The 25,151-nt window shown below is 70.3% G+C and carries 20 protein-coding genes; 16 read left to right on the top strand and 4 right to left on the bottom strand.

From position 1 onward, the window contains the following. On the bottom strand, positions 1 to 548 hold a 548-nt coding region (locus tag ACLU3S_RS16110; RefSeq protein WP_413952535.1), incomplete at its 3' end, for a PucR family transcriptional regulator ligand-binding domain-containing protein. Between the two features lie 192 nt (positions 549 to 740). On the opposite strand from ACLU3S_RS16110, the gene ACLU3S_RS16105 reads away from it, so the two are divergent. The 7 genes from ACLU3S_RS16105 to ACLU3S_RS16075 all read left to right on the top strand — a co-directional run bounded on the left by ACLU3S_RS16105 (position 741) and on the right by ACLU3S_RS16075 (position 10,929). After that, positions 741 to 2,201, top strand: a complete 1,461-nt coding sequence (locus ACLU3S_RS16105; protein WP_413952534.1) for a sodium:solute symporter — start codon at positions 741 to 743, stop codon at positions 2,199 to 2,201. Between the two features lie 56 nt (positions 2,202 to 2,257). Next, positions 2,258 to 3,226: an agmatinase gene (gene speB, locus ACLU3S_RS16100; RefSeq protein WP_413952533.1), complete on the top strand. Its 969-nt coding sequence runs from the start codon at positions 2,258 to 2,260 to the stop codon at positions 3,224 to 3,226. Between the two features lie 23 nt (positions 3,227 to 3,249). After that, positions 3,250 to 4,941, top strand: a complete 1,692-nt coding sequence (locus ACLU3S_RS16095; protein ID WP_413952532.1) for a thiamine pyrophosphate-binding protein — start codon at positions 3,250 to 3,252, stop codon at positions 4,939 to 4,941. Between the two features lie 117 nt (positions 4,942 to 5,058). After that, complete coding sequence (locus ACLU3S_RS16090) at positions 5,059 to 6,336, top strand: AAA family ATPase (RefSeq protein WP_413952531.1); 1,278 nt, start codon at positions 5,059 to 5,061, stop codon at positions 6,334 to 6,336. Continuing rightward, on the top strand, positions 6,336 to 7,016 hold the full coding sequence (locus ACLU3S_RS16085) for an RloB family protein (protein WP_413952530.1): 681 nt from the start codon (positions 6,336 to 6,338) through the stop codon (positions 7,014 to 7,016). The genes ACLU3S_RS16090 and ACLU3S_RS16085 overlap by 1 nt, the downstream gene beginning before the upstream one ends. 93 nt (positions 7,017 to 7,109) lie before the next feature. Next, the gene (locus ACLU3S_RS16080) at positions 7,110 to 9,731 is read left to right on the top strand and encodes an N-6 DNA methylase (RefSeq protein ID WP_413952529.1); all 2,622 of its coding nucleotides are present in this window, start codon (positions 7,110 to 7,112) and stop codon (positions 9,729 to 9,731) included. Continuing rightward, positions 9,721 to 10,929, top strand: a complete 1,209-nt coding sequence (locus ACLU3S_RS16075) for a restriction endonuclease subunit S (RefSeq protein WP_413952528.1) — start codon at positions 9,721 to 9,723, stop codon at positions 10,927 to 10,929. The genes ACLU3S_RS16080 and ACLU3S_RS16075 overlap by 11 nt, the downstream gene beginning before the upstream one ends. Before the next feature lie 57 nt (positions 10,930 to 10,986). On the opposite strand, the gene ACLU3S_RS16070 is transcribed toward ACLU3S_RS16075, so the two are convergent. Together ACLU3S_RS16070 and ACLU3S_RS16065 are read right to left on the bottom strand one after the other, a co-directional pair. Beyond that, a complete protein-coding gene (locus tag ACLU3S_RS16070) occupies positions 10,987 to 11,208 on the bottom strand; it encodes a DUF397 domain-containing protein (RefSeq protein WP_413952527.1) in 222 nt (73 codons plus the stop codon). Continuing rightward, the gene (locus ACLU3S_RS16065; protein WP_413952526.1) at positions 11,201 to 11,995 is read right to left on the bottom strand and encodes a helix-turn-helix domain-containing protein; all 795 of its coding nucleotides are present in this window, start codon (positions 11,993 to 11,995) and stop codon (positions 11,201 to 11,203) included. The genes ACLU3S_RS16070 and ACLU3S_RS16065 overlap by 8 nt, the downstream gene beginning before the upstream one ends. 194 nt (positions 11,996 to 12,189) lie before the next feature. Here ACLU3S_RS16065 and ACLU3S_RS16060 point away from each other — a divergent pair, with 194 nt between their 5' ends. The 9 genes from ACLU3S_RS16060 (at position 12,190) to ACLU3S_RS16020 (ending at position 24,443) form a co-directional block, all read left to right on the top strand. Beyond that, entirely contained in the window at positions 12,190 to 12,555 is a 366-nt protein-coding gene (locus ACLU3S_RS16060) for a hypothetical protein (RefSeq protein ID WP_413952525.1), read from the top strand. Continuing rightward, positions 12,552 to 12,917 carry a hypothetical protein gene (locus tag ACLU3S_RS16055; RefSeq protein ID WP_413952524.1) on the top strand — a complete coding sequence of 122 codons (366 nt, stop codon included), beginning with the start codon at positions 12,552 to 12,554 and terminating at the stop codon, positions 12,915 to 12,917. Before ACLU3S_RS16060 ends, ACLU3S_RS16055 begins: the two co-directional genes overlap by 4 nt. A 165-nt stretch (positions 12,918 to 13,082) precedes the next feature. Further along, positions 13,083 to 16,655 carry a type I restriction endonuclease subunit R gene (locus tag ACLU3S_RS16050; protein WP_413952523.1) on the top strand — a complete coding sequence of 1,191 codons (3,573 nt, stop codon included), beginning with the start codon at positions 13,083 to 13,085 and terminating at the stop codon, positions 16,653 to 16,655. Position 16,656: 1 nt separating this feature from the next. After that, the gene (locus ACLU3S_RS16045; RefSeq protein WP_413952522.1) at positions 16,657 to 17,439 is read left to right on the top strand and encodes a M48 family metallopeptidase; all 783 of its coding nucleotides are present in this window, start codon (positions 16,657 to 16,659) and stop codon (positions 17,437 to 17,439) included. 67 nt (positions 17,440 to 17,506) lie between these two features. Further along, a complete protein-coding gene (locus ACLU3S_RS16040) occupies positions 17,507 to 17,695 on the top strand; it encodes a hypothetical protein (RefSeq protein ID WP_413952537.1) in 189 nt (62 codons plus the stop codon). Between the two features lie 428 nt (positions 17,696 to 18,123). Beyond that, entirely contained in the window at positions 18,124 to 19,020 is an 897-nt protein-coding gene (locus tag ACLU3S_RS16035) for a serine hydrolase (protein ID WP_413952536.1), read from the top strand. 63 nt (positions 19,021 to 19,083) lie between these two features. Further along, positions 19,084 to 20,127, top strand: a complete 1,044-nt coding sequence (locus ACLU3S_RS16030) for an esterase-like activity of phytase family protein (RefSeq protein ID WP_413952521.1) — start codon at positions 19,084 to 19,086, stop codon at positions 20,125 to 20,127. Positions 20,128 to 20,216: 89 nt separating this feature from the next. Beyond that, on the top strand, positions 20,217 to 23,936 hold the full coding sequence (locus tag ACLU3S_RS16025; protein WP_413952520.1) for an ABC transporter ATP-binding protein: 3,720 nt from the start codon (positions 20,217 to 20,219) through the stop codon (positions 23,934 to 23,936). Positions 23,937 to 24,050: 114 nt separating this feature from the next. Then, positions 24,051 to 24,443 (top strand): hypothetical protein, encoded by a 393-nt coding sequence (locus tag ACLU3S_RS16020; protein WP_413952519.1) that lies wholly within the window; start codon positions 24,051 to 24,053, stop codon positions 24,441 to 24,443. A 27-nt stretch (positions 24,444 to 24,470) separates the two neighbouring features. Here the strand turns inward: ACLU3S_RS16020 and ACLU3S_RS16015 are convergent, their stop codons facing one another. Further along, positions 24,471 to 25,079: a hypothetical protein gene (locus ACLU3S_RS16015; RefSeq protein ID WP_413952518.1), complete on the bottom strand. Its 609-nt coding sequence runs from the start codon at positions 25,077 to 25,079 to the stop codon at positions 24,471 to 24,473. Positions 25,080 to 25,151 lie beyond the last annotated feature (72 nt).

Genomic DNA, 25,151 nt, shown 5'->3' with positions numbered 1-25,151 from the left:
GCCCGGCCGGAGAGATGGCGGGCCAGCCGCTGGAGCACCGAGGGCACCGGGTCCGGGCGGGCCGCGGCGGCCGCGAGGCTCTGCTGGGCCTCGGTGACCCGGCGCAGTTCGGCCAGCCGGGCCTGCGCCATCAGCTGCCACACGGCGCGGGCCACGCCGGAGAAGGTGGTCTGCGGCGGCACCTCCAGCAGCGGCAGGCCGTGGCCGTCGCACGCGGTGACCAGCGCGCGCGGGACCGTGTCGTGCACCGGGGCGAGCCCGAAGCCGAGGGCCGCGCCGCCCGCCGCGACGATCCGGGAGACGTAGTCGTCGAAATAGGCGCCCGACCCCGCCGCCTCCGGAACGTGCACGCCGGCCGTGAGCAGCAGCTCCCCGCCCAGGAGATAGGGGTACGGGTCGGCCATCTCCGAGGTGTGCGCCCAGTGGATCACGATGCCCGGATCGGACGGCCCCGCGATCTGCCGCAGGGCGAGGTCCTCGCGCGCCAGCAGGGCCGACAGCGGTACGGGCGGGGTCGGCGGGACGGCTGGGGCGATCGTCTCCGGCATGATGTGCGTTCCCTCCACTCACACCCCGTTCGCATGGATGAAACGTACACTTCGCAGTCGCTTTCCAGCCACCTAGTGTCAGTCCGGAACCGGCAGCCGCGGGTACGGGCGGATGTCCCCGCGATCCGCTGCCGGCGCGTCCCCACTGCACCCGCACGACACGCCACCGGAATGTGCGCGAAGGAGGGCCTCATGGCCGTCGACTACACAGTGATCGTCGTCTATCTGGCCGGCATGCTGGCCATGGGCTGGTGGGGCATGCGCCGCGCCAAGTCCAAGAGCGAGTTCCTGGTGGCCGGCCGCCGCCTCGGGCCCGCCATGTACTCGGGCACCATGGCGGCGATCGTCCTCGGCGGCGCCTCCACCATCGGCGGCGTGGGCCTCGGTTACCAGTACGGCCTCTCCGGCGCCTGGATGGTCTTCACCATCGGCCTCGGCCTGCTCGCCCTGTCGGTGTTCTTCTCCGCCCGCATCGCGCGCCTGAAGGTCTACACCGTCTCCGAGATGCTGGACCTGCGCTACGGCGGCCGGGCGGGCGTCATCTCCGGCGTGGTCATGTGGGCGTACACCCTCATGCTCGCGGTGACGTCCACCATCGCCTACGCCACGATCTTCGACGTCCTGTTCGACATGAACCGGACCGTCGCGATCATCCTGGGCGGCTCGATCGTCGTCGCGTACTCCACCCTGGGCGGCATGTGGTCCATCACGCTGACCGACATGGTCCAGTTCGTGGTGAAGACCATCGGCGTGCTGCTGCTCCTGCTGCCCATCGCCGTCGTCAAGGCGGGCGGCTTCAGCGAGATGAAGGCCAAGCTGCCGACCTCGTACTTCGACCCGCTGGGCATCGGCGGCGAGACGATCTTCACCTACGTGCTGATCTACACCTTCGGCATGCTGATCGGCCAGGACATCTGGCAGCGCGTGTTCACCGCCCGCAGCGACCGCACCGCGAAGTGGGGCGGCACGGTGGCCGGAACCTACTGCCTGGCCTACGCCGTCGCCGGTTCGGTGATCGGTACGGCCGCCAAGGTGCTCTACCCCAAGCTCGCCAGCCCCGACGACGCCTTCGCCACCATCGTCAAGGACGAGCTCCCGGTCGGCGTGCGCGGCCTGGTGCTGGCCGCCGCCCTGGCCGCGGTGATGTCCACCTCCTCCGGCGCCCTGATCGCCTGCGCCACGGTCGCGAACAACGACATCTGGGCGCGGCTGCGCGGCGCCGTGCGGCGCGACGCCGAGCAGCACGACGAGGTCGCGGGCAACCGCGTGTTCATCCTGGTCATGGGCCTCGCGGTGATCGGCACGGCGATCGCGCTGAACAACGTGGTGGAGGCGCTGACGGTCGCCTACAACCTGCTCGTGGCCGGCCTGCTCGTGCCCATCCTCGGCGGCCTGCTGTGGAAGCGCGGCACCGTGCAGGGGGCGCTGGCCTCCGTGATCGTCGGTGGTCTCGCCGTCATCGGCCTGATGGCCGGGTACGGCATCCTCGCCAACGAGCCCGTCTACTACGGTCTGCCGGCCTCCCTGGTCGCCTACGTCGCCGTCTCCCTGGCGACGAGGCCCACCGACGAGACGGTCCTCACCGCCTGGCGCGAGCGCCTGGCCGGGCGGTCCCCCGAAACCGCCTCCGAACCGGTCCCGGCTCACCAGTAGAGTCATATGGAAAGCAGCACATGCGCGACAAAGCGTAAGAAAGAAGGCACTTCCTCATGAGCAGCAACGAGACGCCCCGCGGCCCTGTCGACTCCTCCCGCGTGCCGCGGTACGCCGGCCCCGCGACCTTCGCCCGGCTGCCCCGCCTCGACGAGGTCGGCACCGCCGACGTCGCCGTGGTGGGTGTGCCGTTCGACTCCGGCGTCTCGTACCGGCCGGGCGCCCGCTTCGGCGGCAACGCCATCCGCGAGGCGTCCCGGCTGCTGCGCCCGTACAACCCGGCGCAGGACGCCTCGCCCTTCGCCCTCGCCCAGGTCGCGGACGGCGGCGACATCGCCGTGAACCCGTTCAACATCAACGAGGCAGTGGAGACCATCGAGGCCGCCGCCGACGAGCTGCTGGGTACCGGCGCCCGCCTGATGACCCTCGGCGGCGACCACACCATCGCGCTGCCCCTCCTCAGGAGCGTGGCGAAGAAGCACGGCCCGGTCGCCCTGCTCCACTTCGACGCCCACCTCGACACCTGGGACACCTACTTCGGCGCCGAGTACACGCACGGCACCCCGTTCCGCCGCGCCGTGGAGGAGGGCATCCTCGACACCTCCGCCCTGTCCCACGTCGGCACCCGCGGCCCGCTGTACGGCAAGCAGGACCTCACCGACGACGAGAAGATGGGCTTCGGCATCGTCACCTCGGCGGACGTCTACCGCCGCGGCGCCGACGAGGTGGCCGACCAGCTGCGGCAGCGCATCGGCGACCGCCCGCTGTACATCTCCATCGACATCGACTGCCTCGACCCGGCCCACGCGCCCGGCACGGGCACGCCGGAGGCCGGCGGCATGACGTCGCGCGAGCTGCTGGAGATCCTGCGCGGCCTGGCGTCCTGCACCCTGGTGTCGGCCGACGTCGTCGAGGTGGCGCCCGCGTACGACCACGCGGAGATCACCTCGGTCGCGGCCTCGCACACGGCCTACGAACTGACCACCATCATGAGCCGCCAGATCGCGGCCGCCCGCAACGCCTAACTCTCCCTAGGAAACCGAGAGCAGTGACTCACGACCACGACCTGGTACTCCGCCCGACGCCGGAGCAGATCACCGCGGCCCTGAACCCTCCCCCGGGGCGCAACGGCGGAGACCTGGTCGTGGAGAGTCTGGCAGGACTGGGCGCGACGACCGTCTTCGGCCTGCCCGGCCAGCACGCCCTCGGCATGTTCGACGCCCTGCGCCGCTCGTCCCTGCGCTACATCGGCCTGCGCGTGGAGAACAACGCGGGCTTCGCGGCGGACGCGTACGGCAGGATGACGGGCGAGGCGGCGCCGCTGCTGCTGTCGACGGGCCCGGGAGCCCTCACCTCCCTGGCCGCGCTGCAGGAGGCGGCGGCCGCCTCGGCCCCCGTGCTGGCGATCAGCAGCCAGATCCCGACGGCGGGGCTGGGCGGCGGCCGCCACGGCTATCTGCACGAACTCCCGGACCAGGCCGCCTCGTTCCGGGGTGTGGTGAAGTCCGTGCACACCGTCCGCGCTCAGTCCCAGATCCCCTCCGCGATCGCGGCGGCCTGGAAGTCGGCGCTGACGGCCCCGCACGGCCCGGTGTGGGTGGAGATCCCGCAGGACGTGCTGCTCGCCGCGACCGCGCTGCCGGTGGTGACGGCGCCGGACGCGACCCCGGAGGAGCTGGTGCCGCGCCCCGAACTGACGGCGGTGGCGGCGGACCTGCTGTCACGGGCGGCCCGCCCGGCGATCATCGCGGGCGGCGGGGTCGTACGCGCCGACGCCGCGGGCAAGCTGCGCGCGCTGGCCGAGCGGCTGTCGGCGCCGGTCGTGACGACGTTCGGCGGCAAGGGCGCGTTCCCCTGGGAGCACCCCCTGTCGCTCCAGTCCTGGCTGGAGGACCGCCACACGACCGACTTCCTGGAGGACGCGGACGTGCTCCTGGTGATCGGCTCGGGCCTGGGCGAACTGTCCTCCAACTACCACACGTTCAAGCCTCGCGGCCGGGTGATCCAGATCGAGGCGGACCTCGGCAAGCTGGAGTCCAACCACCCGGCGCTGGGCATCCACGCCGACGCCCGGCTCGCGCTTCAGGCCCTGCTGGAGACGGTGGAGGAGCGCACGGACGCCTCGGCGCCCGAGCGGGTGCGTCAGGTGCTGTCCCGGGTCGCCCGGCGCATCGCCGCCCAGGAACTGACCCTGGAACAGGACGTGCTGGCCTCCGTCCGCCGGGCCCTGCCCGCGGGCGCCCCGTCCTTCTGGGACATGACGATCCTGGCGTACTGGGCGTGGTCGGCCTTCGACCCGCAAGGCGCCAACACCATGCACTCGGCCCAGGGCGCCGGCGGCCTCGGCTACGGCTTCCCGGCGGCCCTCGGCGCGGCGGCGGCGGACCCGACGCGTCCGGTGCTGGCGGTCTCGGGCGACGGCGGCGCGCTGTACTCGATCGCGGAGCTGGCCACGGCCCGCCAGTACGGCCTCCCGGTCACCTGGCTGATCGTCGACGACGGCGGCTACGGCATCCTGCGCGAGTACATGACGGACGCCTTCGGCCAGGCGACGGCCACCGAACTCACCCGCCCCGACTACGTGGCCCTGGCCGAGTCCTTCGGCGTGCCGGGGGTGCGCACGACGCCGGAGACCCTGGAGGAGGACCTGGCGAAGGCGCTGGCCGCCCCCGGCCCGTCGGTGGTCGTCCTCCCGGCGGTCCTGCGGATGTTCGCGCCGACGCATCTGGGCACGGGCTGATCACCCGATCGGCTGGTCGCGGTGGCCTTCAAGGGATATGTTCCGTGAGGTCGCAGGCGTCCCGGCCGGGCCGATGTCGGAGGCGGCCACTACCCTGAGCCCGGAGAGGAGGACAGCGTGCTGCTGAGGTTCCGCGTCGCGAACGTACGGTCCCTGCGGGATGAGCAGGAGCTGTCCTTCGTCGTGCCTGGCGGCGAGCAGGGCGGGTCGGGGAACCCGGTGGATCTTGCGGGTGGGGAATCCGTCTCCGTCCTTCCGCTGATCGGGATCTTCGGAGCCAACGCATCCGGCAAGTCGAACGTGCTGACCGCGATGACCGACATGCGTAACGCCGTCCTCAACTCCTACGCCCGCTGGGCCTCTTACGACGGTATCCCGCGCCAGGTCTTCGCTCTGGACCCCAAGTGCGAGAGCGAACCTTCCTTCTTCGAGGCCGACGTCGTCATCGACTCGGTCCGCTGGACGTACGGCTTCGAGCTCGGCGCCACCCGTGTCGAGTCCGAGTGGCTGCACAGCTACCCGCGCGGCCGCCGTCAGGAATGGCTCGACCGCGACGCCTCCCGGCCGGAGGTCTTCAAGTGGCCCGGCGGGCGTGTCAGGGACCGCGCCCAGCTCGTCCGGCGTACGCGGCCGAACGCACTGCTGCTCTCCACGGCCGGCACGGACAACCATCCGCAGCTCTCCCCGCTGTTCCACTGGTTCCGCCGTAACTTCTGGATGATCAACCCCGAGGTCGAGCGGGACGAGCGCGCGCGGTACACCACCAAGGAACTGTCCGGCCCGAGGGCCACCAGGATCCAGGAGCTGTTGAGGGTCGCGGACCTGGGCATCACCGGAGCGACGGTCGTCCAGGACGGCCCGGGTCAGGACTCGGTGAAGCTGACACACCGTTCGACTGCGGGGGATGTGGCCTTCGACTGGCAGGAGGAGTCCTACGGCACCCGCTCCTGGTTCGCTCTCCTGGGCCCTCTGCTTCTCGCCCTCGACGAGGGCGCGGTCCTGCTCGTCGACGAGCTCGATGCCAGCCTGCACTCCCGCTTCGCTGCCGAGGTCGTCCGGCTCTTCCATGACCCGGACGCGAACCCCAAGGGCGCCCAGCTGGTCTTCACATCGCACGACGCGACGGTTCTCACCACCCCGAGCGGCGAGCGGCTGCTCGACCCCGGGCAGGTGTGGCTGACGGAAAAGGACAAGGACGGGGCGACCGAGCTGTTTCCCCTCACCGACGTCGAGCCGGGCGAGGACGAGGACCTCACGCAGTCGTACCTCGCGGGGGCCTTCGGCGGGGTTCCGGCCCTGCTGGAGGGACAGATCGCGCGGCGACTGCTCGTGGCGCGTGAGGCCGGCACGTACGACGAGACAGGCGAGCGAGCGGACCGGGCGGGGCGCGACTGATGGGGCGGGCGCACAAGGGCAGGGACTCGTGGGAGCGTCCGGCCCGAAGGGGCGGACAGCGCAGGCGTCAGGTCTTCGTCTTCACCGAGGGCAAGGTGACCGAGCCTTCCTATCTCGACATTCTCAAGGACAAGGGCGTCCCGCACGCCGACAAGGTCCCGGTGGAGATGCACATCGCCAACCGCAAGGCGGACAGCGGGCGCAAGCCGCTGGACCTCGTGGAGCAGGCGATCAAGCTGAAGCATGAAGAGGACCGAAAGGCCAAGCGGGCGAAGCTGGAGGCGAAGTACCTTCCTGCGGTCTGGTGTCTCTTCGACCACGACAGATACAAGTACATTCGCGACGCGTTGGAGGAGGCGGAGAAGGCGGGCATCGGAGTCGCCTTCTCGTATCCGTGCTTCGAGGTCTGGCGGCTCGCCCACTACAAGCCGGTCAGCGGCTCGTTCGCCGGGGTTTGCGACGGGGCGGCCGCACGGCTCCCGTTCCAGCGAGGCTCCCAGGATGCCAGGACTCCCAAGGTCGTCCTGCCGCACCAGCTCCTCGGCCGTTACGAGACGGCGCGGAAGAACGCCGAGCAGATGAACAGCCGGCATGCGGCACATGTGGCCAAGTGGGACAGGGACCCGTACACAGACGTGCACGAGTTCGTGGAGAACGCGCTGCACATCGCCACGTACTGATCCCGGCGGCCGTCCGCGCACCGATTTCGATATGGCTCCGGCCGGGCAATAAAGTCTCTCCGTTGTCTCAGGCCGGGTTGTAGGGAGTCGTACGTGGCCAAGCTCACGCTCGCGCAGCTGGAACGGCATCTATGGGCCGCCGCGGACATTCTGCGTGGCACGATGGACGCCTCCGAGTACAAGGACTACATCTTCGGGCTGCTCTTCCTGAAGCGCGCCAACGACGAGTTCGAGGCGGCCAGGGACAGGCTCCGGCAGTATGCCGTCGAGGAGCTGAATCTCGGCGACGAGGAGCTTCGCGGCTACCTCGAGCAGCCGGGCCCCTACCGCAAGCGCGATGTGCTGTACGTGCCCGAGCAGGCCCGTTGGCACAGGATCTCCGCCGTCCCCCACAACATCAACGAGAAGGCGCTGCGTCCCGCCCTGCAAGCGCTCGAGAGCCAGAACGCGAAGCTCAAGGGCCTCTTCGACCACCTCGATTTCAATCGCATCGGCGGATCGGGCGCTGCGTCCGGCGCGGCCAAGCTCGCCGACCAGCGCCTGAAGCTTCTCATCGCGCACTTCGGGCGTATCCGGCTGCGCACGGACGACTTCGAGTTCCCCGACTTGATCGGTGCCGCGTACGAGTACCTGATCAAGGAGTTCGCCGACACGGCCGGACGCAAGGGCGGTGAGTTCTACACCCCGCGCGCCGTGGTCCGCATGATGGTCGAGCTCCTCGCCCCCACCGAGAACATGAGGATCTACGACCCGTGCGTCGGCTCGGGCGGCATGCTCATCCACGCGGCCGAGTATGTGGAGGAGCACGGCGGCGACACATCTTCGATGTTCTTCGCCGGTCAGGACGCCAACTCCGGCTCCTGGATCATGTCGACGATGAACATGGTGCTGCACGGCGTACGTCGCTTCGACCTGGCCACCGGGGACACGCTCGCGCAGCCGGCGCACGTTCCGCGCTCGGACGAGGACCGGTTCGACGGGGTGCTCAGCAATCCGCCGTTCTCCCTGGACTACACCCTTGCGGACCTGGCGCACCCGGCCGAGCGTGCCAAGTACGGGGCGACGAGCGAGCGCGGCAAGGCCGACCTGATGTTCCTCCAGCACATGCTGTGGGAGGCCAAGCGGGAGGGCCCTCGCGGCGGCATGGTGATCACGGTCATGCCGCACGGGGTGCTGTTCCGTGGCGGCGGCGAGAAGACGATCCGTACGGAGCTGCTGGAGAAGGACACCATCGAGGCGGTCATCGGCCTCGCCCCGAACCTTTTCTACGGGACCGGCATCCCGGCCTGCATCCTGGTGCTCCGCCCGCCGGGCCGGAAGGACCGGGAGCGGGAGGGCAAGGTGCTGTTCATCAACGCCGACCGCGAGTTCCACGCGGAGCGGGCGCAGAACATTCTGCTCCCCGAGCACGCCGAGAAGATCGTCTCGACGTTCCACGCGTACGAGGAGGTACCCGGCTTCTCGCGGATCGTGACCCGCGAGGAACTCGCTGCCAACGACGACAACCTCAACATCCGCCGGTACGTCGACAACACGCCGCCGCCCGAGCCGCAGGACGTGCGGGCGCACCTGGTGGGCGGCGTCCCGCGCGCCGAGATCGAGGCGAAGAAGCCGCTGCTCGACTCGTACGGGATCGGGGTGACCGACCTGTTCGTGGAGCGGGGGCCGGCGGACCCGGAGTACGTCGACTTCCGGGACGAGGCGGCGGGCGGCCGTCCCGATCTGGGCGAGCTGGCCCGGCCCCGGGAGGAGGCGCTGCGGGCGGAGTTCGCCAAGTGGTGGGAGGAAGAGGCCGCCCAGCGGCTGGAGGCGGTGGCGGCCACGCCCGAATCCCTCGCTTCCTCCACGTCCTCCGAGCGCAAGGCCGCGTTGATGGCGGTGCGGGGGCAGTTGATGAAGTCGTTCGGGGAACGGCTGGGCCGGGTCGGGCTGCTGGACCGGTACGCGTTGGCGGGGGCGGTCGCGGGTTGGTGGTGGGACGCGAAATACGACCTGCTCGCGCTGTCGGAGAACGGCTTCGGCGGTGTTGTCGACGGGTGGGTCGAAAATGTCGACACGATGCTTTCGCCGGAACAGGACGCACGGACGAAGAAGCTGCGGTCGCGGACAGCCGCGGAGCGGCGCCAGGCGTACGACCACAAGGTGGTCGCCGCAATCGCTCCGCGGTTCCTGGAGGAGCTGGCGGAGGCGGATGCCCGCAAGGCGGAGGCGGACGCGCGGTTCAAGGAGCTGAGCGCGCGCCTTTCCGGGGGCGGGGAGGAGCCGGAGGCTGACGGTGAGCCGTCCGACAGTGAGGCCGACCCGGAGGAAGTCGCACTGAGCGTGGAGGAGTTGGCCGAGCTCACGGCTGAGCTGGCCCGCGTGAAGAAGGCACGCACGAAGGCGGGCGCAGAAATCAAACGCCTTGAGGCGGACTTCCACCGGTATCCCTACCCGAGCGACCCGCCGACGCTGGGGGAGGAGCCGCCGCGGTTGTTCCGGGCGCGGAAGGAGCTGGACGCAGAGGGGGAGCGCCGGGTGGTGCTGGACCTGCTGCGGGATGACCTGGCTGCCAAGCTGGACGGGCATGTGGTGCGGTGGCAGCGGGAGTTGGCGGCGTCTTATGAGACGTGGGAGCAGAAGTACGCCGTTTCGTTGAGGGAGATTCGGGCGGGACGGGAAGCGGCGGCGGGCGCGCTCGACGGGTTCCTGAAGGAGCTGGGCTATGCGGAGTGAATCTGTCTCCTGGGTTCCAGTCAAGGATCTCGGCGACGTACGTATGGGCAAGCAGCTCTCGCCAGCGAGCCGGACGGGCGCAGGGCAATGGCCCTACCTCCGGGTTGCGAATGTATATGAGGGGCGTATCGACTACTCGGACGTGAACTCCATGGCCTTCTCGGCTGCGGAGCGCGAGACGTATGGGCTCATGCCCGGCGACATCCTGCTCAACGAAGGACAGGAGAACCTGATGATGGTGGGGCGGAGCGCGCTGTATGACGGCGCTCCGGGAGCGTACTGCTTTCAGAACACGCTGATTCGGTTCCGACCCGGCCCCGCTGTGCTGCCTGAGTTCGCGCAAGCGGTGTTTGTCTGGTGGCGCGCGCATGCAGTGTTCGCAGGGATCGCGGAGAAGACGAGTATTTCCCATCTGGGGGCGAGTAGGTTCGCGTCGCTTTTGTTCCCATTGATCCCGATGGGTGCTCAGCGGCGGATCGTTGATGTGATCGAGAGTTTCACTGAGCTGGAGCGCAGAATCGAGGCGTCGATCGCCAAACTGCGGAGCATGCGGCAGGGGATGTTGCTGGATTTCATGAGTCGGATCCAGCCGGAATGGACGCCCGTACGTGATCTCGGTGAAGTTCGTATGGGTAAGCAGCTTTCGCCCGACAGCCGAGTCGCGGGGGAACAGTTCCCCTACCTGAGGGTTGCAAACGTTCATGCCGGGCGAATCGACTACTCGGATGTCAAAACTATGGGGTTCACGAAGGGGGAGCGTGCGGTGTACGGGCTCCTCCCTGGTGATATCCTCCTCAACGAGGGACAGAGTTTGGAGCTCGTTGGGCGTAGCGCTATCTATAGGGGAGCGCCTGGGAAATTCTTCTTTCAGAACACGTTGGTAAGATTTCGCCCCGAGGGTCGGGTGACCTCGGAGTACGCTCAGATCATTTTCGAGTACTGGCTTCAATCTGGCGTATTCGCTGGAATTGCTAAGAAGACCACCAGTATCGCGCACCTGGGAGGCGACCGATTCGCTAGTTTGGGGTTTCCGCTGGTATCGCTCGCTGAACAGCGGGCTTTGGTCACCAGCATTTCTGCCTGCGATGCACATATTGCAGGTGAAGCACGTGAGTTGAACAAGGTCCGTCGCATCAAGCAGGGGCTTGTGGACGACCTATTGTCGGGACGAGTCACAGCTACCGCCGTGGCGGCCTGAGTAATCGACGTCCGGCCCTCACTGCGGGCGAGGACCGGATTGCTCATGGCAGGGGGATCAGGCGGAGAGGCATCCGTCCTTGACTGCCGCGACGAATAGCGTCCAGCTGGCTGACGGGAAGATCAGGGCGGGCCCTTGAGGCGTCTTGGAGTCGCGGACCGGGACGCCGGTCGGGTACTCGTCCAGGATCTCAATGCAGCTGCCGCCTTCGTTGCCGCTGTACGTCGACTTGCGCCAGCCGTGCAGGGAGGAGGCGTCGGGGATGGTGTGTTCATTCACGGTGTTCGTAGTCCTTTGCTGTCGCCCTCAGCAGGGCCAGTGACTCCTTGAGCGGCATTGCGTCGCCTAGCGCGAGATCGTAGGTGCCTTCAAGGCGGTCGACCATGGCGGGGGAGTCATGAATCTTGCCTACCTGGATGCCTTCGGAGTACGCCACCGGCGGCTGGTCCTCGAACTTCAGCAAGGTGAGCATGCTCTGCATGAGGGGGTGGACGCCCAGCCCGAAGGGCAGTACGTGGACGCGTACGCGCCCTGACTCCACCAGCTCCACGACACGGCGAAGTTGCTCCGCCATGACCTCCGGGCCGCCGACAACCCGCCGGAGGACGGCCTCGTCAAGCAGTGCCCACACTACGGGTGTCACCGGGTCCTCCAGGATCTTCGCCCGCTCAAGGCGTGTGACAACGAGCCTGTCACATTCCTCTTCACCCACTGGAGGGAACGACGTGCTCAGAACCGCACGTGCGTACCTTTCCGTCTGGAGGATGCCGGGGATGAACGACAGGGCGAACTCCCGGATCATCGTCGCCTGCTGTTCGAGCTGAAGGGCCGCCTCGAAGTACCCCGCGACAGCGGTGTCCTCGTCCGGTAGGAAGCTGCTGAGCACATCGCCCGTGTTCAGCGCCTTGTCGAGGCGTCTCGCGTCCTCCTTGGACGGGGTGCGCCTGCCCGCCTCGATGTGCGCGATGTGCGAACGCGTCATGACGGCGGCCGTGGCCAGCTCCTGCTGCGTCAGCCCGGCCGCCTCGCGCTGCGCCTTCAACCACTCCCCATAGATGTTGCTCACCGTGAACTCCCGTGTGACAGATGCGTTGTCACCTCTGACCCTCTGGCGAGCCTAGCCCGGCCCGTCTCACTCTGTGAGTGGATCACTACACAGCGACGTCCATGCACGTCGACCTGCCCTCGGGCACGGAAGACCCCCGCGGCCGCTACCGACGGCCCGGGGGCATGGCCCTCAACCACACTGGAGTTGAAGACGTGTTGCACCGTATCGCCCTTCTCGTCGAGCCGCTGCTGCGGCTCCTGTGGCCCGCCTCCGGGCGCCATCGGCACCGGAACTCGCACCGCGCCGGGGGAGTGGCGCGGCCCACCCCCGTGCCGGCCGCCCCTCTCCAGCCCAACCGGCGACCCTCCCCGCACGAAGCTCTCCTCCAAGGCGAGGACTCCCGGCTCGTCCGCCCCTACCTCCTCGCCCACGAACGACGTGTCCAGGCCAGGCAGCAGCGCGCCCGCCGCCGCACCCTCTGGCTCGCCGTGCACGGCATCGACGTAGGGCCACGGCGCATCCACGGCGTCGACGTCGGCTCACGCCGAAACCGGGGTGCCGAGGCGGCCGCCGCATGATCTACGAGAGTTACGACGCCGCCGCCCACACAGTCAACCGGCCCCGCCTCCTCCCCTGGTCCAACCTGGACGGCAAACCCTGTTACCTCGTCACCGACGACACCGGAACCAGCCGTCTCTCGCGCCTCGCCGACGACGTCGAAGCCGTCCAACTCGGCATGGCCGACGACCTCCTCGGCCACGCCGTCGATCTCCTGGGGGACGCCAAGGCCACCACGCCTCAACTCCGCTACCTCGCAGCCCGCCTGGTCGAGACGCTCAACGACGTGCACCGCATCGCCCGCAGCCGGGGAGCGCGCCTCGCCATGCCCCACGACGACGAGGACTCCGGCGCCGTCCCGGAAGAGGCCCCCGGCACCTGACCCGCCCGCCCTGCCGCCAAGCACGCGGACGTACCGGTATATAACCCCCATGCGTCCGCGTGCTCAACCATGTCCTACGACCGGCTCCCTTCCCCACACCCCGCCCCCCGGGCGCAGAATGGATCTCCGGGGAACAGCGGGACGTACGGAGAGAGGCGCGGGGCTGTGGTGGTGCAGGTCGAGCGGGACGAGGTGGAGCGGCCGTTAGTCGCGCAGTTGGAGGCCATGGGGTGGACGCACGTCCCGGGCGTGGAGCTGGACACGCTCGACGTGGCGGTGCCGCTGCTCGTCGACGAGCTCGGGCCCGCGTTGCGGCGGATCAACCTCCGGGGAAGTGACGGTCAGCCCTGGATGGGCGAGGACGACATCCGGCGGGCGGTCGGCGAGCTCGCCTCGCTCTCTCTCGGCAAGGGCGTCGTGCAGGCGAACCTCGCCGCCACCGACATGCTGCTCCACGGCTGGACGCTTCCCTCGCCCTCCGCCGCGCACGGTGGTCCGTCGGCCACCGTCCAGTACATCGAGTGGCATCCGGACCTCGTCACGCGCAACACCTTCACCGTCGTCGACCAGCTCCGCGTGCGCAGCCGCTCCGGCGAGCTGTCGATACTCGACCTCGTCCTCTTCGTGAACGGCATCCCGCTCGTCGCCGTCGAGTGCAAGAGCCCCGATCTCGCCGAGCCCGTCCGCAGTGCCGTACTCGATCTCCGGCACTACGCGGGGAATCCCGTCCTTGACCTCGACGCCACCGGTACTCCCGTCCCCGCCGGTGTGCCGGAACTGTTCCGGACCGTGCAGCTCCTCGTCGCCGCGACCGGCGAGACCGCCCACCTGGGCACCGTCACCTCCGAACCCGAGCACTTCCACCCCTGGCGCAGCGTCGAACCGGAGGAAGAGAGCACGCTGCGGCGGGAGCTGCGTACCGCCGGGCTGCTCGTGGACGGCTCCGACCCGGCCGCGCCCGCGCCGCTCCGCGAGCAGCAGAAGCTCGTCGGTGTGGTCCTGCGGCCGGCCGCCCTGCTCAACGTCGTACGGCACTACGTGATCCCGATGACCGTCGAGTCGGATGCGGACGGCGGGGCCGTGCGGACTGTGAAGGCCGTCGCCCGGCACCAGCAGTACCGAGCCGCCGAGAAGGCCGTGCGCAGACTGCTGACCGGGCGGGCCCGTGCCGGACGTGACACCGAGGACGAGCGCGGCGGTGTCATCTGGCACACGCAGGGCTCCGGCAAGTCGTTGACCATGACGTTCCTGGTGCGACGGGTGCATCTGCACCCTCGGCTCAGTGAGTTCATGGTGGTCGTGGTCACCGACCGCATCCAGTTGCAGACCCAGCTCTCGCGGACGCTGAAACTCAGCGAGTCCGACGTCGAGACGGCGAAGACCCGGAAGCAGATGGAAGGGCTGCTGCGCGACGGGGGGCGGCGCGTCGTCTTCGGGATGATCCAGAAGTACGGGACCGGATTCACGTTCGCCGGGGACGCGGAAGGCAGCGCGGACGACCGGGATCTGACGGGAGAGGGAACGGGCCGGAGCGAGGACGAAAGCCCCGGCCCTGTACCGGACTTCCCCGAGTGCAACACCTCGCCGGACATCCTCGTCCTCGTCGACGAGGCACACCGCTCCCACACCAGCGTCCTGCACGCCGCCCTGCGCAAGGCGATCCCGAACGCCGCCAAGATCGGGTTCACGGGCACGCCGATCATCACCGGGCGTGAGGAGGACACACGCCGGATCTTCGGGCGGGGCGACTCGCCGCGGGGCTTCCTCGACGAGTACCGGATGGAGGACGCCGAGCACGACGGCGTCGTCGTACGTATCCGCTACGAGGGGCGGACCGGGCAGGGCGAGGTCCGTGACGGGGAGGTCCTCGACGCGGGGTTCGACGACCTCGTCCGGGACCGCACGCCCGAGGAGCGGGCCGCGCTGCTCAAGCGGTGGCCCACCGAGCGGGACGTCGCCGAGTCCGTTCCCATGATCGAGGCGAAGGCCGAGGACATGCTGGAGCACTGGGTCACCACCGTGCTGCCCGGTGGCTTCAAGGCGCAGGTGGCTGCCGTCAGCCGGAAGGCGGCCGTGCAGTACCACCACGCCCTGCGCAAGGCCCGTGACGAACTGCTCGCCCGGCTGTCCGATTTCAACCCGGAGTCGGTGGCCGGGATTCCGCCGGAGAAGCTGTCCGGCAGGTTGCGCTACCTCTACCAGGCTTACCAGTTCCGGGCGCTGCTGCGCCGGGTCGACTTCGTCCCCGTCATCTCACCGGGCTCGGGCCAGAAGCGCGGGGAGTGGCGGGAGTGGACCGACGCCGGCCGCCAGGAGGCCTACACCGAGCGCTTCCAGAAGGCGTTCCCCGAGCTGGCGCCCGACCCGGAGTGGGTCGCCGTAACCCCCTTCAACCCACCGCAGGCCCCGATACCGCCGACCGGCCCCGCCGACGGCATGAACACCCCGTGGTCCGAGCCCGCGAACAGCGAGTCGCCGCCGCTTCCCACCTCGGTGCCCGACCCCGTGCACCCCGACAGCCCCATCGCGTTCCTGATCGTGAAGTCCATGCTGCTCACGGGATTCGACGCGCCGCGCGAACAGGTGCTCTACCTGGACCGGCCGATGCGGGACGCCGAGCTGCTCCAAGCCGTCGCGCGTGTCAACCGCACCTCGCCCGGCAAGGAAGTCGGTTACGTCGTCGACTACTACGGCGTCTTCGAGCATCTGTCCAGCGCACTGGCCGGGTACCGGAACACCGATGTCACCGACACCATGCGCGACCTGTCCTACGAGGTGAACGAACTCGGGCCCGCCGCACAGAAGGTCCGGGACTTCCTGCGGCACAACGGAATCGACGACGCGGAGCTCGACCAGCTCGCCAAGCTGGGGCCTGCGGCTCTCGCACTGCAACCCGAAGACCTTCGGTTCGGCTTCGACGAGGTCCTGCACGCGTTCCTCGCCACCCTGGAGCGCGTCCTTCCGCACGAAGATGCCCTGAACTATGTCGGGGACGCGAGGCGTTGGACCCTGCTCCAGAAGCGGGTGCGGCGACTGTGCCGGGACGACGAGGGCGGGACGTTCACGATGCGCCGGTACGGCCGCAAGGTTCGGGCCATGATCGCCGACCACCTCGAGGGCCCGGAGATCGAGCAGGTCATTCCACCGGTCTCGCTCACCGCGGTCACCTTCGACGACGCCGTGCGGCGGCTGCCGCCGCAGGAGGCCGCGGCGGAGATGGGTCACGCGCTCCGCTTCCACCTGGAGGAGCGGACGAAGAGGGAGGACCCCGCGAAGTACGAGCGGCTCTCCAAGCGCCTGGAAGAGATCCTGCGCACGATGCCGGGTCGCTTCGAGGAGCAGATCCAGGAGTTCGGCCCGCTCATCGAGGAGGCCAGGCAAGAACAGGAGGAGTCCCCGGAACTCGCCGGTCTGACGCCGCTCGAACAGAGGGTGTACCGGCTCGTGGAACAGATCCTGGAGGACACACCCGGGATCAGGCTCGCCGATGGCGCAGACGTCCGGCAGCTCACGGGCAAGGTGTGCGACGTCGCCACCCAGGTCATGGCCAGGGCGTCGTACCAGGGACAGCACCAGGACATCAGCATGCTGGCCGGAGACCTTCACGAAGTCCTGCTCCGGGGCGGGGTCCGGCCGGTGGGTGCGGACTGGGCGCCCATGGACAGCGCGGCCGAGCGACTCGCCTCCTTCGCGCAGGACAACCTTCGGCAGTTCCGGGCCAGGGCGAGGGGAGAATAGCGTGGTGACCGCGCCGGCCGATCCTTCGACATACTCCGTCCCCCCACCCCTGCTCACGGTGGACGGGTTGGCTCTGCGCGTGCGCGCCAGTACCCGCAGGAAACGGTTCGCACTGACCGTTGAGACCGACGCGACCCTCACCCTGCACACCCCTGCCGGACGTTCGACAGCCGAAGCGGAGCAGTTCGTACGCGCGCACCGGGACTGGTTGCTGACCAAGAGGCGCGAGCGGCAGCGCACACGTCCGTTGAGCCCTGTCAAGCAGCTCACCGACGGAGAGGTCTTCCGCTATCTGGGGCGGACCTATCGACTGGCTGTATCCGGTGAGGAAGGGGCAGCCGGAGAAGTTCGGCTGATCGCGGGGCGCCTTGTCATGGGCCCGGATCTGGCAGCGGAGCCACAGGCGGGCCGGGCGGCGCTGGTCGACTGGTACTGCCGGGCCGGCCGGAACTGGACCGGACACCGGCTTCAGCCTTGGGCGGCCCGCATGGGGGTGCCCGAGCCGGAACTCGACGTGCGGGACCTGGGAGACCGGTGGGGTTCGTACCGGCCGCCGCAGGCCGGGTCGGGCGCCAAGGGACTGATGAGTCTCGGGTGGCCTCTCTTCCAGCTGCCCATGCACCTGATCGACTACGTCATCGCGCATGAACTGGCCCACGTGAAAGTGTCCGGACACCGAGAGGACTTCTGGCGGCTGCTGCGGATCGCGCTGCCCGAGTACGAAGAGCGGCGGGCCGACCTCGACGAGTTGGGGCGGCGGCTCTGGATGGGTGATATCCGGTAGGCCCTGGCGGGACTTCACGTATGAACACCGGACGGTTGCCCCTGACCATGGCGGTCACGGACGCCGGGTGGCCGCCTTGGGACAGGCCGGTGAGAGCCGGTACGTGGCCCTGGCCGAGTCCTTCGGCGTGCCGGGGGTGCGCACGACGCAGGAGACCTTGGAGACCGACCTGGCCAAGGCCCTGACCGAGCTGGGCCCGTCGGTGGTCGTCCTCCCGGCTGTCCTGCGGATGTTCGCGCCGACGCATCTGGGCTGAGCGAGTCCGGGCTGATGGCGGACAGCGCCCCCGCGCGACGGGCGGTGCATGCTCCCGCGCAGCCGAGCTTTCAACTCGTCATGAGTGGTGAGCTCTTGGAGCATGCCGCCCACATGCTCGCCGCTCGCAGGGTCACGTCGGCGCAGCTCCACATCCCGCCGTCCCGGCTGGTCGAGGCGCTCCGGGATGTCCACCGCATCGCGGAGAGCCGGGGCGCTCGACCGGTCGAACCCGACGGTTCACGTCAACCGGCCTGACCGCGCGGCGTACCGCCCGTCGCATCTGTGTATGCTCCCTCGAACTCCCGGCCGTGGAACGTGCGTACAACCTTCGCCGGTTCCGGCGGGTCGAGGGAGGCGTGCGGCTCCGCGCCGATCAGCGTTCAAGGGGGACTCTTCGTGACATACCGGATATCCGGCCGTACTCGGGTGCTCGCGGCCACTGTGGGTACGGCGGTGCTCGTACCGGCCCTGGCCGTGGCCGGCGCCACCCCGGCCGCCGCGGCGACCGCCGTCAGCTGCACGTCCGCGAAGGCGGGCCTCGCCGCCAAGCTGCAGAAGGACATCACCGCCGCCCTCGCCACACGCAAGGGCACCGTCGCCGTCGGCCTGTACGACCGCAGCACCAAGACCACCTGCACGCTGCGCGCCACCAGCTCCTACGACTCGGCCAGCACCGTCAAGGTCACCGTGCTCGCCACCCTGCTGTGGGACGCCAAGAAGCACAACCGGTACCTGACGTCGACCGAGGCCTCGCTCGCCAAGGCCATGATCACCCAGTCGGACAACACCGCGACCAGCAAGCTGTGGAAGCAGCTGGGCATGACGAAGATCAAGGGCTTCCTGGCCGCCGCCGGGATGACCAAAACCGTCCCGGGCGCGAACGGCTACTGGGGCCTGACCCAGGAGAACGTCACGGACGAGCAGAAGCTGCTCAAGCTCGTCACCGCCAAGAACAGCGTGCTCAGCGACAACTCCCGCGCCTACATCCTGAAGTTGATGGGCCAGGTCATCTCCTCGCAGCGCTGGGGCACCCCGGCCGGCGCGCCGTCCTCCGTCTCCGTGCACGTCAAGAACGGCTGGCTGCAACGCTCCACGCACGGCTGGCGGGTGCACAGCCTGGGCACCTTCAACGGGGCCGGGCACGACTACATGATCTCGGTGCTGACGCAGGACAACAGCACCATGGGCTACGGCGTCACCACCATCCAGAACGTGGCCAAGGCCATCCACAAGGACCTGGTGCCGACGACCAGCAGCGTCACCCGCTACACCCCGACCAGCCGGCCGCGGGAGGCGTTCGTGGCGGTGCCGCAGCAGGGCTGACGCGGACCCGCGCGTCACGAGGCGGTCTCCCGCAGGACACCAACTCCCCCTACGGTGACGGGCATGCGCCTGAGAACCGTACTCGCCACGCTCACCGCCGGCCTGGCGGCGGCCACGTCGCTGACCGCCGCCGGGCCCGCCCGCGCCAACCCGGCCGCGGACCACGCCTGTTCGCCGGCCGTCTCGATCGACCGCTTCTCCGACGCGCTCGACAAGACGACGTACGGCGGCGCCTTCCTCGGCAACTTCTCCGCGCTCGCCGTCGACCTCTCCCGCGCGGGGACCCCCAACGGCTCGATCGCCGCGCTGGAGGACCGCTCCCTGCTCGTCACCCTCGACGCGCGGACGCTCCGGCCGAAGGGGGTCGTCCACCTCGCCGACGAGAACGGCGCCGACCTGGACTCCGAGGGACTCGTCGTCGACCGGGACGGCACCCGGCTCATCACCTCCGAGACCGAGCCGTCCGTGCGGCGCTACGCGCGGGACGGCAGGATCCTCGACCGGCTCCCGGTGCCGTCGTCCCTCCTCGTCGCCCCGGCCGGCCGCGCCACCCCCAACGCGACCTTCGAGGGACTGACCCTGCTGCCCGGCGGCCGCCACCTGCTGGCCGCCATGGAGTCCCCGATCGCGGGCGACTCCGCCGACACCGTCCGCTTCCAGACCTGGAAGCGCCACGGGGGCCGGTTCGAGCTCTCCGCCCAGTACGGCTACCGCGTCGACGTGGGGCTCGGCGTCCCCGAGGTCCAGGCCACGCCCGACGGCCGCCTGCTCGTCCTGGAGCGCGGCTTCACCGCCGGAGTCGGCAACACCGTCCGGCTCTACCTGGCCGACCCGCGCCGTGCGACGGACACCAGCGGCATCGAGCACCTCGCCGGGCAGGCGTCCGTCCACCTGGTCACCAAGACGCTGCTGGCCGACATCGCCGACTGCCCGAGCCTGGGCGCCACCGCCCGGCAGCCCCAGCCGAACCCGCTGCTGGACAACATCGAGGGCATGACGATCACCGGTCGCGACCGCACCGGCCGCCTGAAGGTCCTCCTGGTGAGCGACGACAACCAGAACCCGGCCCAGACGACCAGGTTCTACTACCTGCGGGTACGCGTCTGACCTCCCCGCGTTCCGTTGCGGGGGGATGAAATCCGCACCGGCTGGCGTTGGTGCCTTTCGGTAGACCAGGTCGACAGGAAGGCACCCGCGTGGGACCGCAACGGGGATGGGCACGACGGCTGGCGGGCTACGCCTGGCGGTATCCGAAGGACGTCGTCCTGGCCCTGGGCTCGTCGCTCGTGGGCATGGCCGTCACGGCCGTCGTCCCGCTGATCACCAAGGTGATCATCGATGACGTGGTCACCGCCCACACCAGGTCCATGGCCCCCTGGGCCGGCGCCCTGGTCGCCGGGGCCGTGCTGGTCTACGGCGCCACCTACGTCCGCCGCTACTACGGCGGACGGCTCGCCCTCGACGTCCAGTACGACCTGCGCACCGAGATGTACGGCACGATCACCCGCCTCGACGGCCGCCGCCAGGACGAGCTGTCGACGGGGCAGGTGGTCGGCCGGGCCACCAGCGACCTGCAGCTGATCCAGGGCCTGCTGTTCATGCTCCCGATGACCATCGGGAACCTCCTGCTCTTCGTGGTCTCCCTGGCGATCATGGCCTGGCTGTCGCTGCCGCTGACCCTGGTCGCCCTGGCCGTCGCCCCGGCCCTGTACTGGATCGCCAAGCGCAGCCGGACCAAGCTCCACCCGGCCACCTGGTACGCCCAGGCCCAGGCCGCCGCCGTCGCGGGCGTGGTCGACGGTGCCGTGAGCGGCGTGCGCGTGGTGAAGGGCTTCGGCCAGGAGGAGCAGGAGACGGGCAAGCTGCGGGAGGTCGGCCGCCGGCTCTTCGCGGGCCGCCTCCGCACGATCCGCCTGAACAGCAGATACACCCCGGCCCTGCAGTCCGTCCCGGCGCTCGGCCAGGTCGCGATGCTGGCCCTCGGCGGCTGGCTCGCCGTGCGCGGGCACATCACCCTCGGCACCTTCGTCGCCTTCTCCACCTACCTGGCCCAGCTGGTCGGCCCGGTCCGCATGCTCGCGGTGGTCCTCACCGTCGGCCAGCAGGCCCGGGCCGGCACCGAGCGCGTCCTGGAGCTGATCGACACCGAGCCGACGATGCAGGACGGCACCAGGACCCTGCCCTCGGACGCGCCGGCGACCGTCGAGTTCGACGACGTGTCCTTCGGCTACGACAGCGGCCCCAAGGTCCTCGACGGGCTCAGCTTCGAGATACGCCCGGGCGAGACCCTGGCCGTGGTCGGCTCCTCCGGCTCCGGCAAGTCCACCCTCTCCCTGCTCCTGCCGCGCTTCTACGACGTCTCCCACGGCGCCGTGCTGATCGGCGGCCACGACGTGCGCGAGCTGACCCTTCAGTCCCTGCGGGCCGCGATCGGACTCGTCCCCGAGGACTCGTTCCTCTTCTCGGACACCGTCCGCAACAACATCGCCTACGGCCGCCCGGACGCCACCCAGGAGGAGATCGAGGCCGCCGCCCGCGCCGCCCAGGCGGACCGTTTCATCCGGGACCTGCCCGAGGGCTACGACACCAAGGTCGGCGAGCACGGCCTGACCCTCTCCGGCGGCCAGCGCCAGCGCGTCGCGCTCGCCCGCGCCCTGCTCACCGACCCGCGCCTGCTGGTCCTGGACGACGCCACCTCCGCCGTGGACGCCCGCGTCGAGCACGAGATCCACGAGGCGCTCAAGCAGGTGATGGAGGGCCGTACGACCCTGCTCATCGCCCACCGCCGCTCCACCCTGAACCTCGCCGACCGCATCGCCGTCCTCGACGGCGGCGGGCTCGCCGACCTCGGCACCCACGAGGAGCTCCAGCAGCGGTCCGCCCTCTACCGCCGGCTGCTGACCGACCCGGACGAGCTGGGCGGGGTCTCCCCGGGCCACGCGCTCCCGGCCGGGCCGCAGGAGGACACCTCCGTCCGCGACGAGCTGGACGCCGAGTTCGACGCCGAGCGGGGCGTGACCCCCAGGCTGTGGACCGGCGACCGCGAGCCCAAGGACCAGGCGCTGACCGGCACCCCCGCCACCCCGGAGCTGCTCGCCCAGGTGGCGGCGCTGCCCCCGGCCACCGACACCCCCGACATCGACGAGGGCCGGGCGGTCCTGCCCGAGGACTCCTACGGTCTGCGCCGCCTCCTGCGCGGCTTCCGCCTGCCGCTGCTGGCCAGCCTGCTGCTGGTCGCCGTGGACGCGGGCGCGGGCCTGCTGCTGCCCGTGCTGATCCGGCACGGCATCGACGCGGGCGTGACGAAGATGGCGCTCGGCGCGGTCTGGGTGGCCGCCCTGCTGGGTCTGCTGACCGTGCTGGTGCAGTGGGCCGCGCAGGTCGGCGAGACCCGGATGACCGGGCGCACCGGGGAGCGCGTCCTCTACACGCTGCGCCTGAAGATCTTCGCGCAGCTCCAGCGGCTCGGCCTCGACTACTACGAGCGCGAGCTGACCGGCCGGATCATGACGCGGATGACGACGGACGTCGACGCCCTCTCCACGTTCCTGCAGACCGGCCTGGTCACCGCGTTCGTCTCGGTCGTCACCTTCTTCGGCATCATGGTCGCCCTGCTGGTGATCGACGTGCAGCTGGCGCTGGTCGTCTTCGCCACGCTGCCCCCGCTGGCCGTGGCCACCTTCTTCTTCCGCCGGGCGAGCGTGAAGGCGTACGAGCTGGCCCGCGAGCGGGTGTCGGCGGTCAACGCCGACCTCCAGGAGTCCGTGTCGGGGCTGCGGATCGTGCAGGCCTTCCGGCGGGAGCGGGACGGCGCGCGGCGGTTCGCCGAGCGCAGCGCGGACTACCGCCGGGCCCGCATCCGCGGCCAGTGGCTGATATCGATCTACTTCCCCTTCGTGCAGCTGCTGTCCTCGGTGGCCGCGGCCGCGGTGCTGGTCGCGGGCGCGGGCCGGGTGCAGGCGGCCACCCTCACCACGGGCGCGCTGGTCGCCTACCTGCTCTACATCGACCTGTTCTTCGCCCCGGTGCAGCAGCTCTCCCAGGTCTTCGACGGCTACCAGCAGGCCACGGTCTCGCTGGGCCGCATCCAGGAGCTGCTGCGCGAGCCGACGTCCACCGAGTCCGCGCGCGAGCCGCGTCAGGTGCCGTCGCTGCGGGGCGACATCGCCTTCGAAGGGGTGCACTTCGCCTACGGCACCGACGAGGAGGCGCTGAGCGGCATCGACCTGACCGTCCCGGCGGGGCAGACGGTGGCCTTCGTCGGCGAGACGGGCGCCGGCAAGTCGACCCTCGTCAAGCTGGTGGCCCGGTTCTACGACCCCACCGCCGGGCGGGTCACGGTCGACGGCACCGACCTGCGCGCCCTGGACCTCACCGCCTACCGGCACCGGCTCGGGGTGGTCCCGCAGGAGGCGTACCTGTTCCCCGGCACCGTGCGCGACGCCATCGCCTACGGCCGCCCGGACGCCACCGACGCCGAGGTGGAGGCGGCGGCGCGGGCGGTGGGCGCCCACGAGATGATCGCCACCCTCGAAGGCGGCTATCTGCACGAGGTCGCCGAGCGCGGGCGCAACCTCTCGGCGGGCCAGCGCCAGCTGATCGCCCTGGCCCGCGCCGAACTCGTCGACCCCGACATCCTGTTGCTCGACGAGGCCACGGCCGCGCTCGACCTGGCGACGGAGGCCCAGGTCAACCAGGCGACCGACCGCCTGGCGGGCCGCCGTACGACGCTGGTGGTCGCCCACCGGCTCACCACGGCCGCCCGCGCCGACCGGGTGGTGGTGATGGACCGCGGCCGGGTCGCCGAGGACGGCACCCACGAGGAGCTGCTGGCCCGCGGCGGCCGGTACGCCGAGCTGTGGCGGACCTTCGTCGGGCAGTCCGAGCCCGAGGAGCCGGTCGGCGCCTCCCGCTGACCACCCCGCCGACGCGTCCCGGCGGCCCCCGCGCAACCATCCGACACAGGTTCGACGTCCGTACATCCGAACGGCCATCGGGGGAGCATGGCCGCGCTGCGGGGAGGACGACCAGTGGACAGTGGTGCGATACGCCGGCGCCTGGCGCTCGGCACGGCCGTGCTGGCCGCATCCGGGGTGCTCGCCTTCGCCGCCTCCGGTACCGCCCAGGCGGCCTCGGCCGGCGGCTGCGCCGGGCGCGAGGTGCGGGCCCTGCCCTTCGCCACGGGCGTCATCCACGTCTACAAGCGCGACGGCTACGTCTGCGCCGTCACCGTCTCCCGCCACCCCGGCGCAGCCCGGATGATGTCGGTCAGCGTGCAGGCCCGCGGCAGCCGGCCGGTCGTCGACAGCGGCCGCTACCGCTACCTCGCCGGCCCGGTGACCGTCCACGCCGGCCACCGCTGCGTCCGGATCAAGGGCTCGGTCGGCGGAAACTCGGTCGGCTCCGGCTGGATCCTGTGCTGACCGCGCACCCCGCACGGCCGGGCGGCCTCACAGCCGCCGGGCGCAGCCGACCGGTTGCCGCCCGCCCAGCTGGACGTAGAGCACCGTCGACGGCGGGCAGTCCGCGCGGCGGGCGACGGCCTTCGTGATCCGGTACTGCGGCTTGCGGCGGCCCGAGCCGGCGCAGGCGGTCTCGCGGACCTGGCCCGCGCCGGAGGAGTAGACGCAGTCGCCGGGGACGGTGCGCGGGCCCCCGCCGGCGCCCGGGTCGCCGGGGTGCGGGGGCGCCAGGTTGCGCATGCAGGCGTAGCCCTGCGGGATCGCGCCGTCGCCGGCCTCGCCGGTCGCCCGCCGGCCGCCGATGTGCAGGACGAAGTCGGTGGTCGCCGGGCACAGCGGGCCGTCGTCGGCAGCTCCGTCGTAACGGGCGACGACCTTCGCCGCCGCCCGCTCGCCGGTGCACGGCACCTCGGTGACGCCGCTGGTGCCCGACGAGCTGCACTCGCCGACCGCGAGGAACTCGGCGCCGTAACCGCTCGTGGCGGACGAGGTGGGGCGCGCGCTGCCCACCGGGGCGTCGGCCGGGCCCCGGCAGCCGGTCAGCGGGCCGGCGGCCAGCAGCAGGCACGCAAGTCCCGCGGCACCCTTCCCACGCATGGCATTCCCCCCTGACGCCCCGACCAGCGTGGGCGGTGGCGGCCGCGCCACGCCAGTCGAACGGGAGGGTTT

Origin of the sequence: Streptomyces sp. AF1A, assembly GCF_047340315.1 — a bacterium.
Taxonomy (GTDB): domain Bacteria; phylum Actinomycetota; class Actinomycetes; order Streptomycetales; family Streptomycetaceae; genus Streptomyces.
The sequence above is the reverse complement of the archived record's forward strand: the minus strand, read 5'-3'. Positions and strand labels throughout refer to the sequence as shown.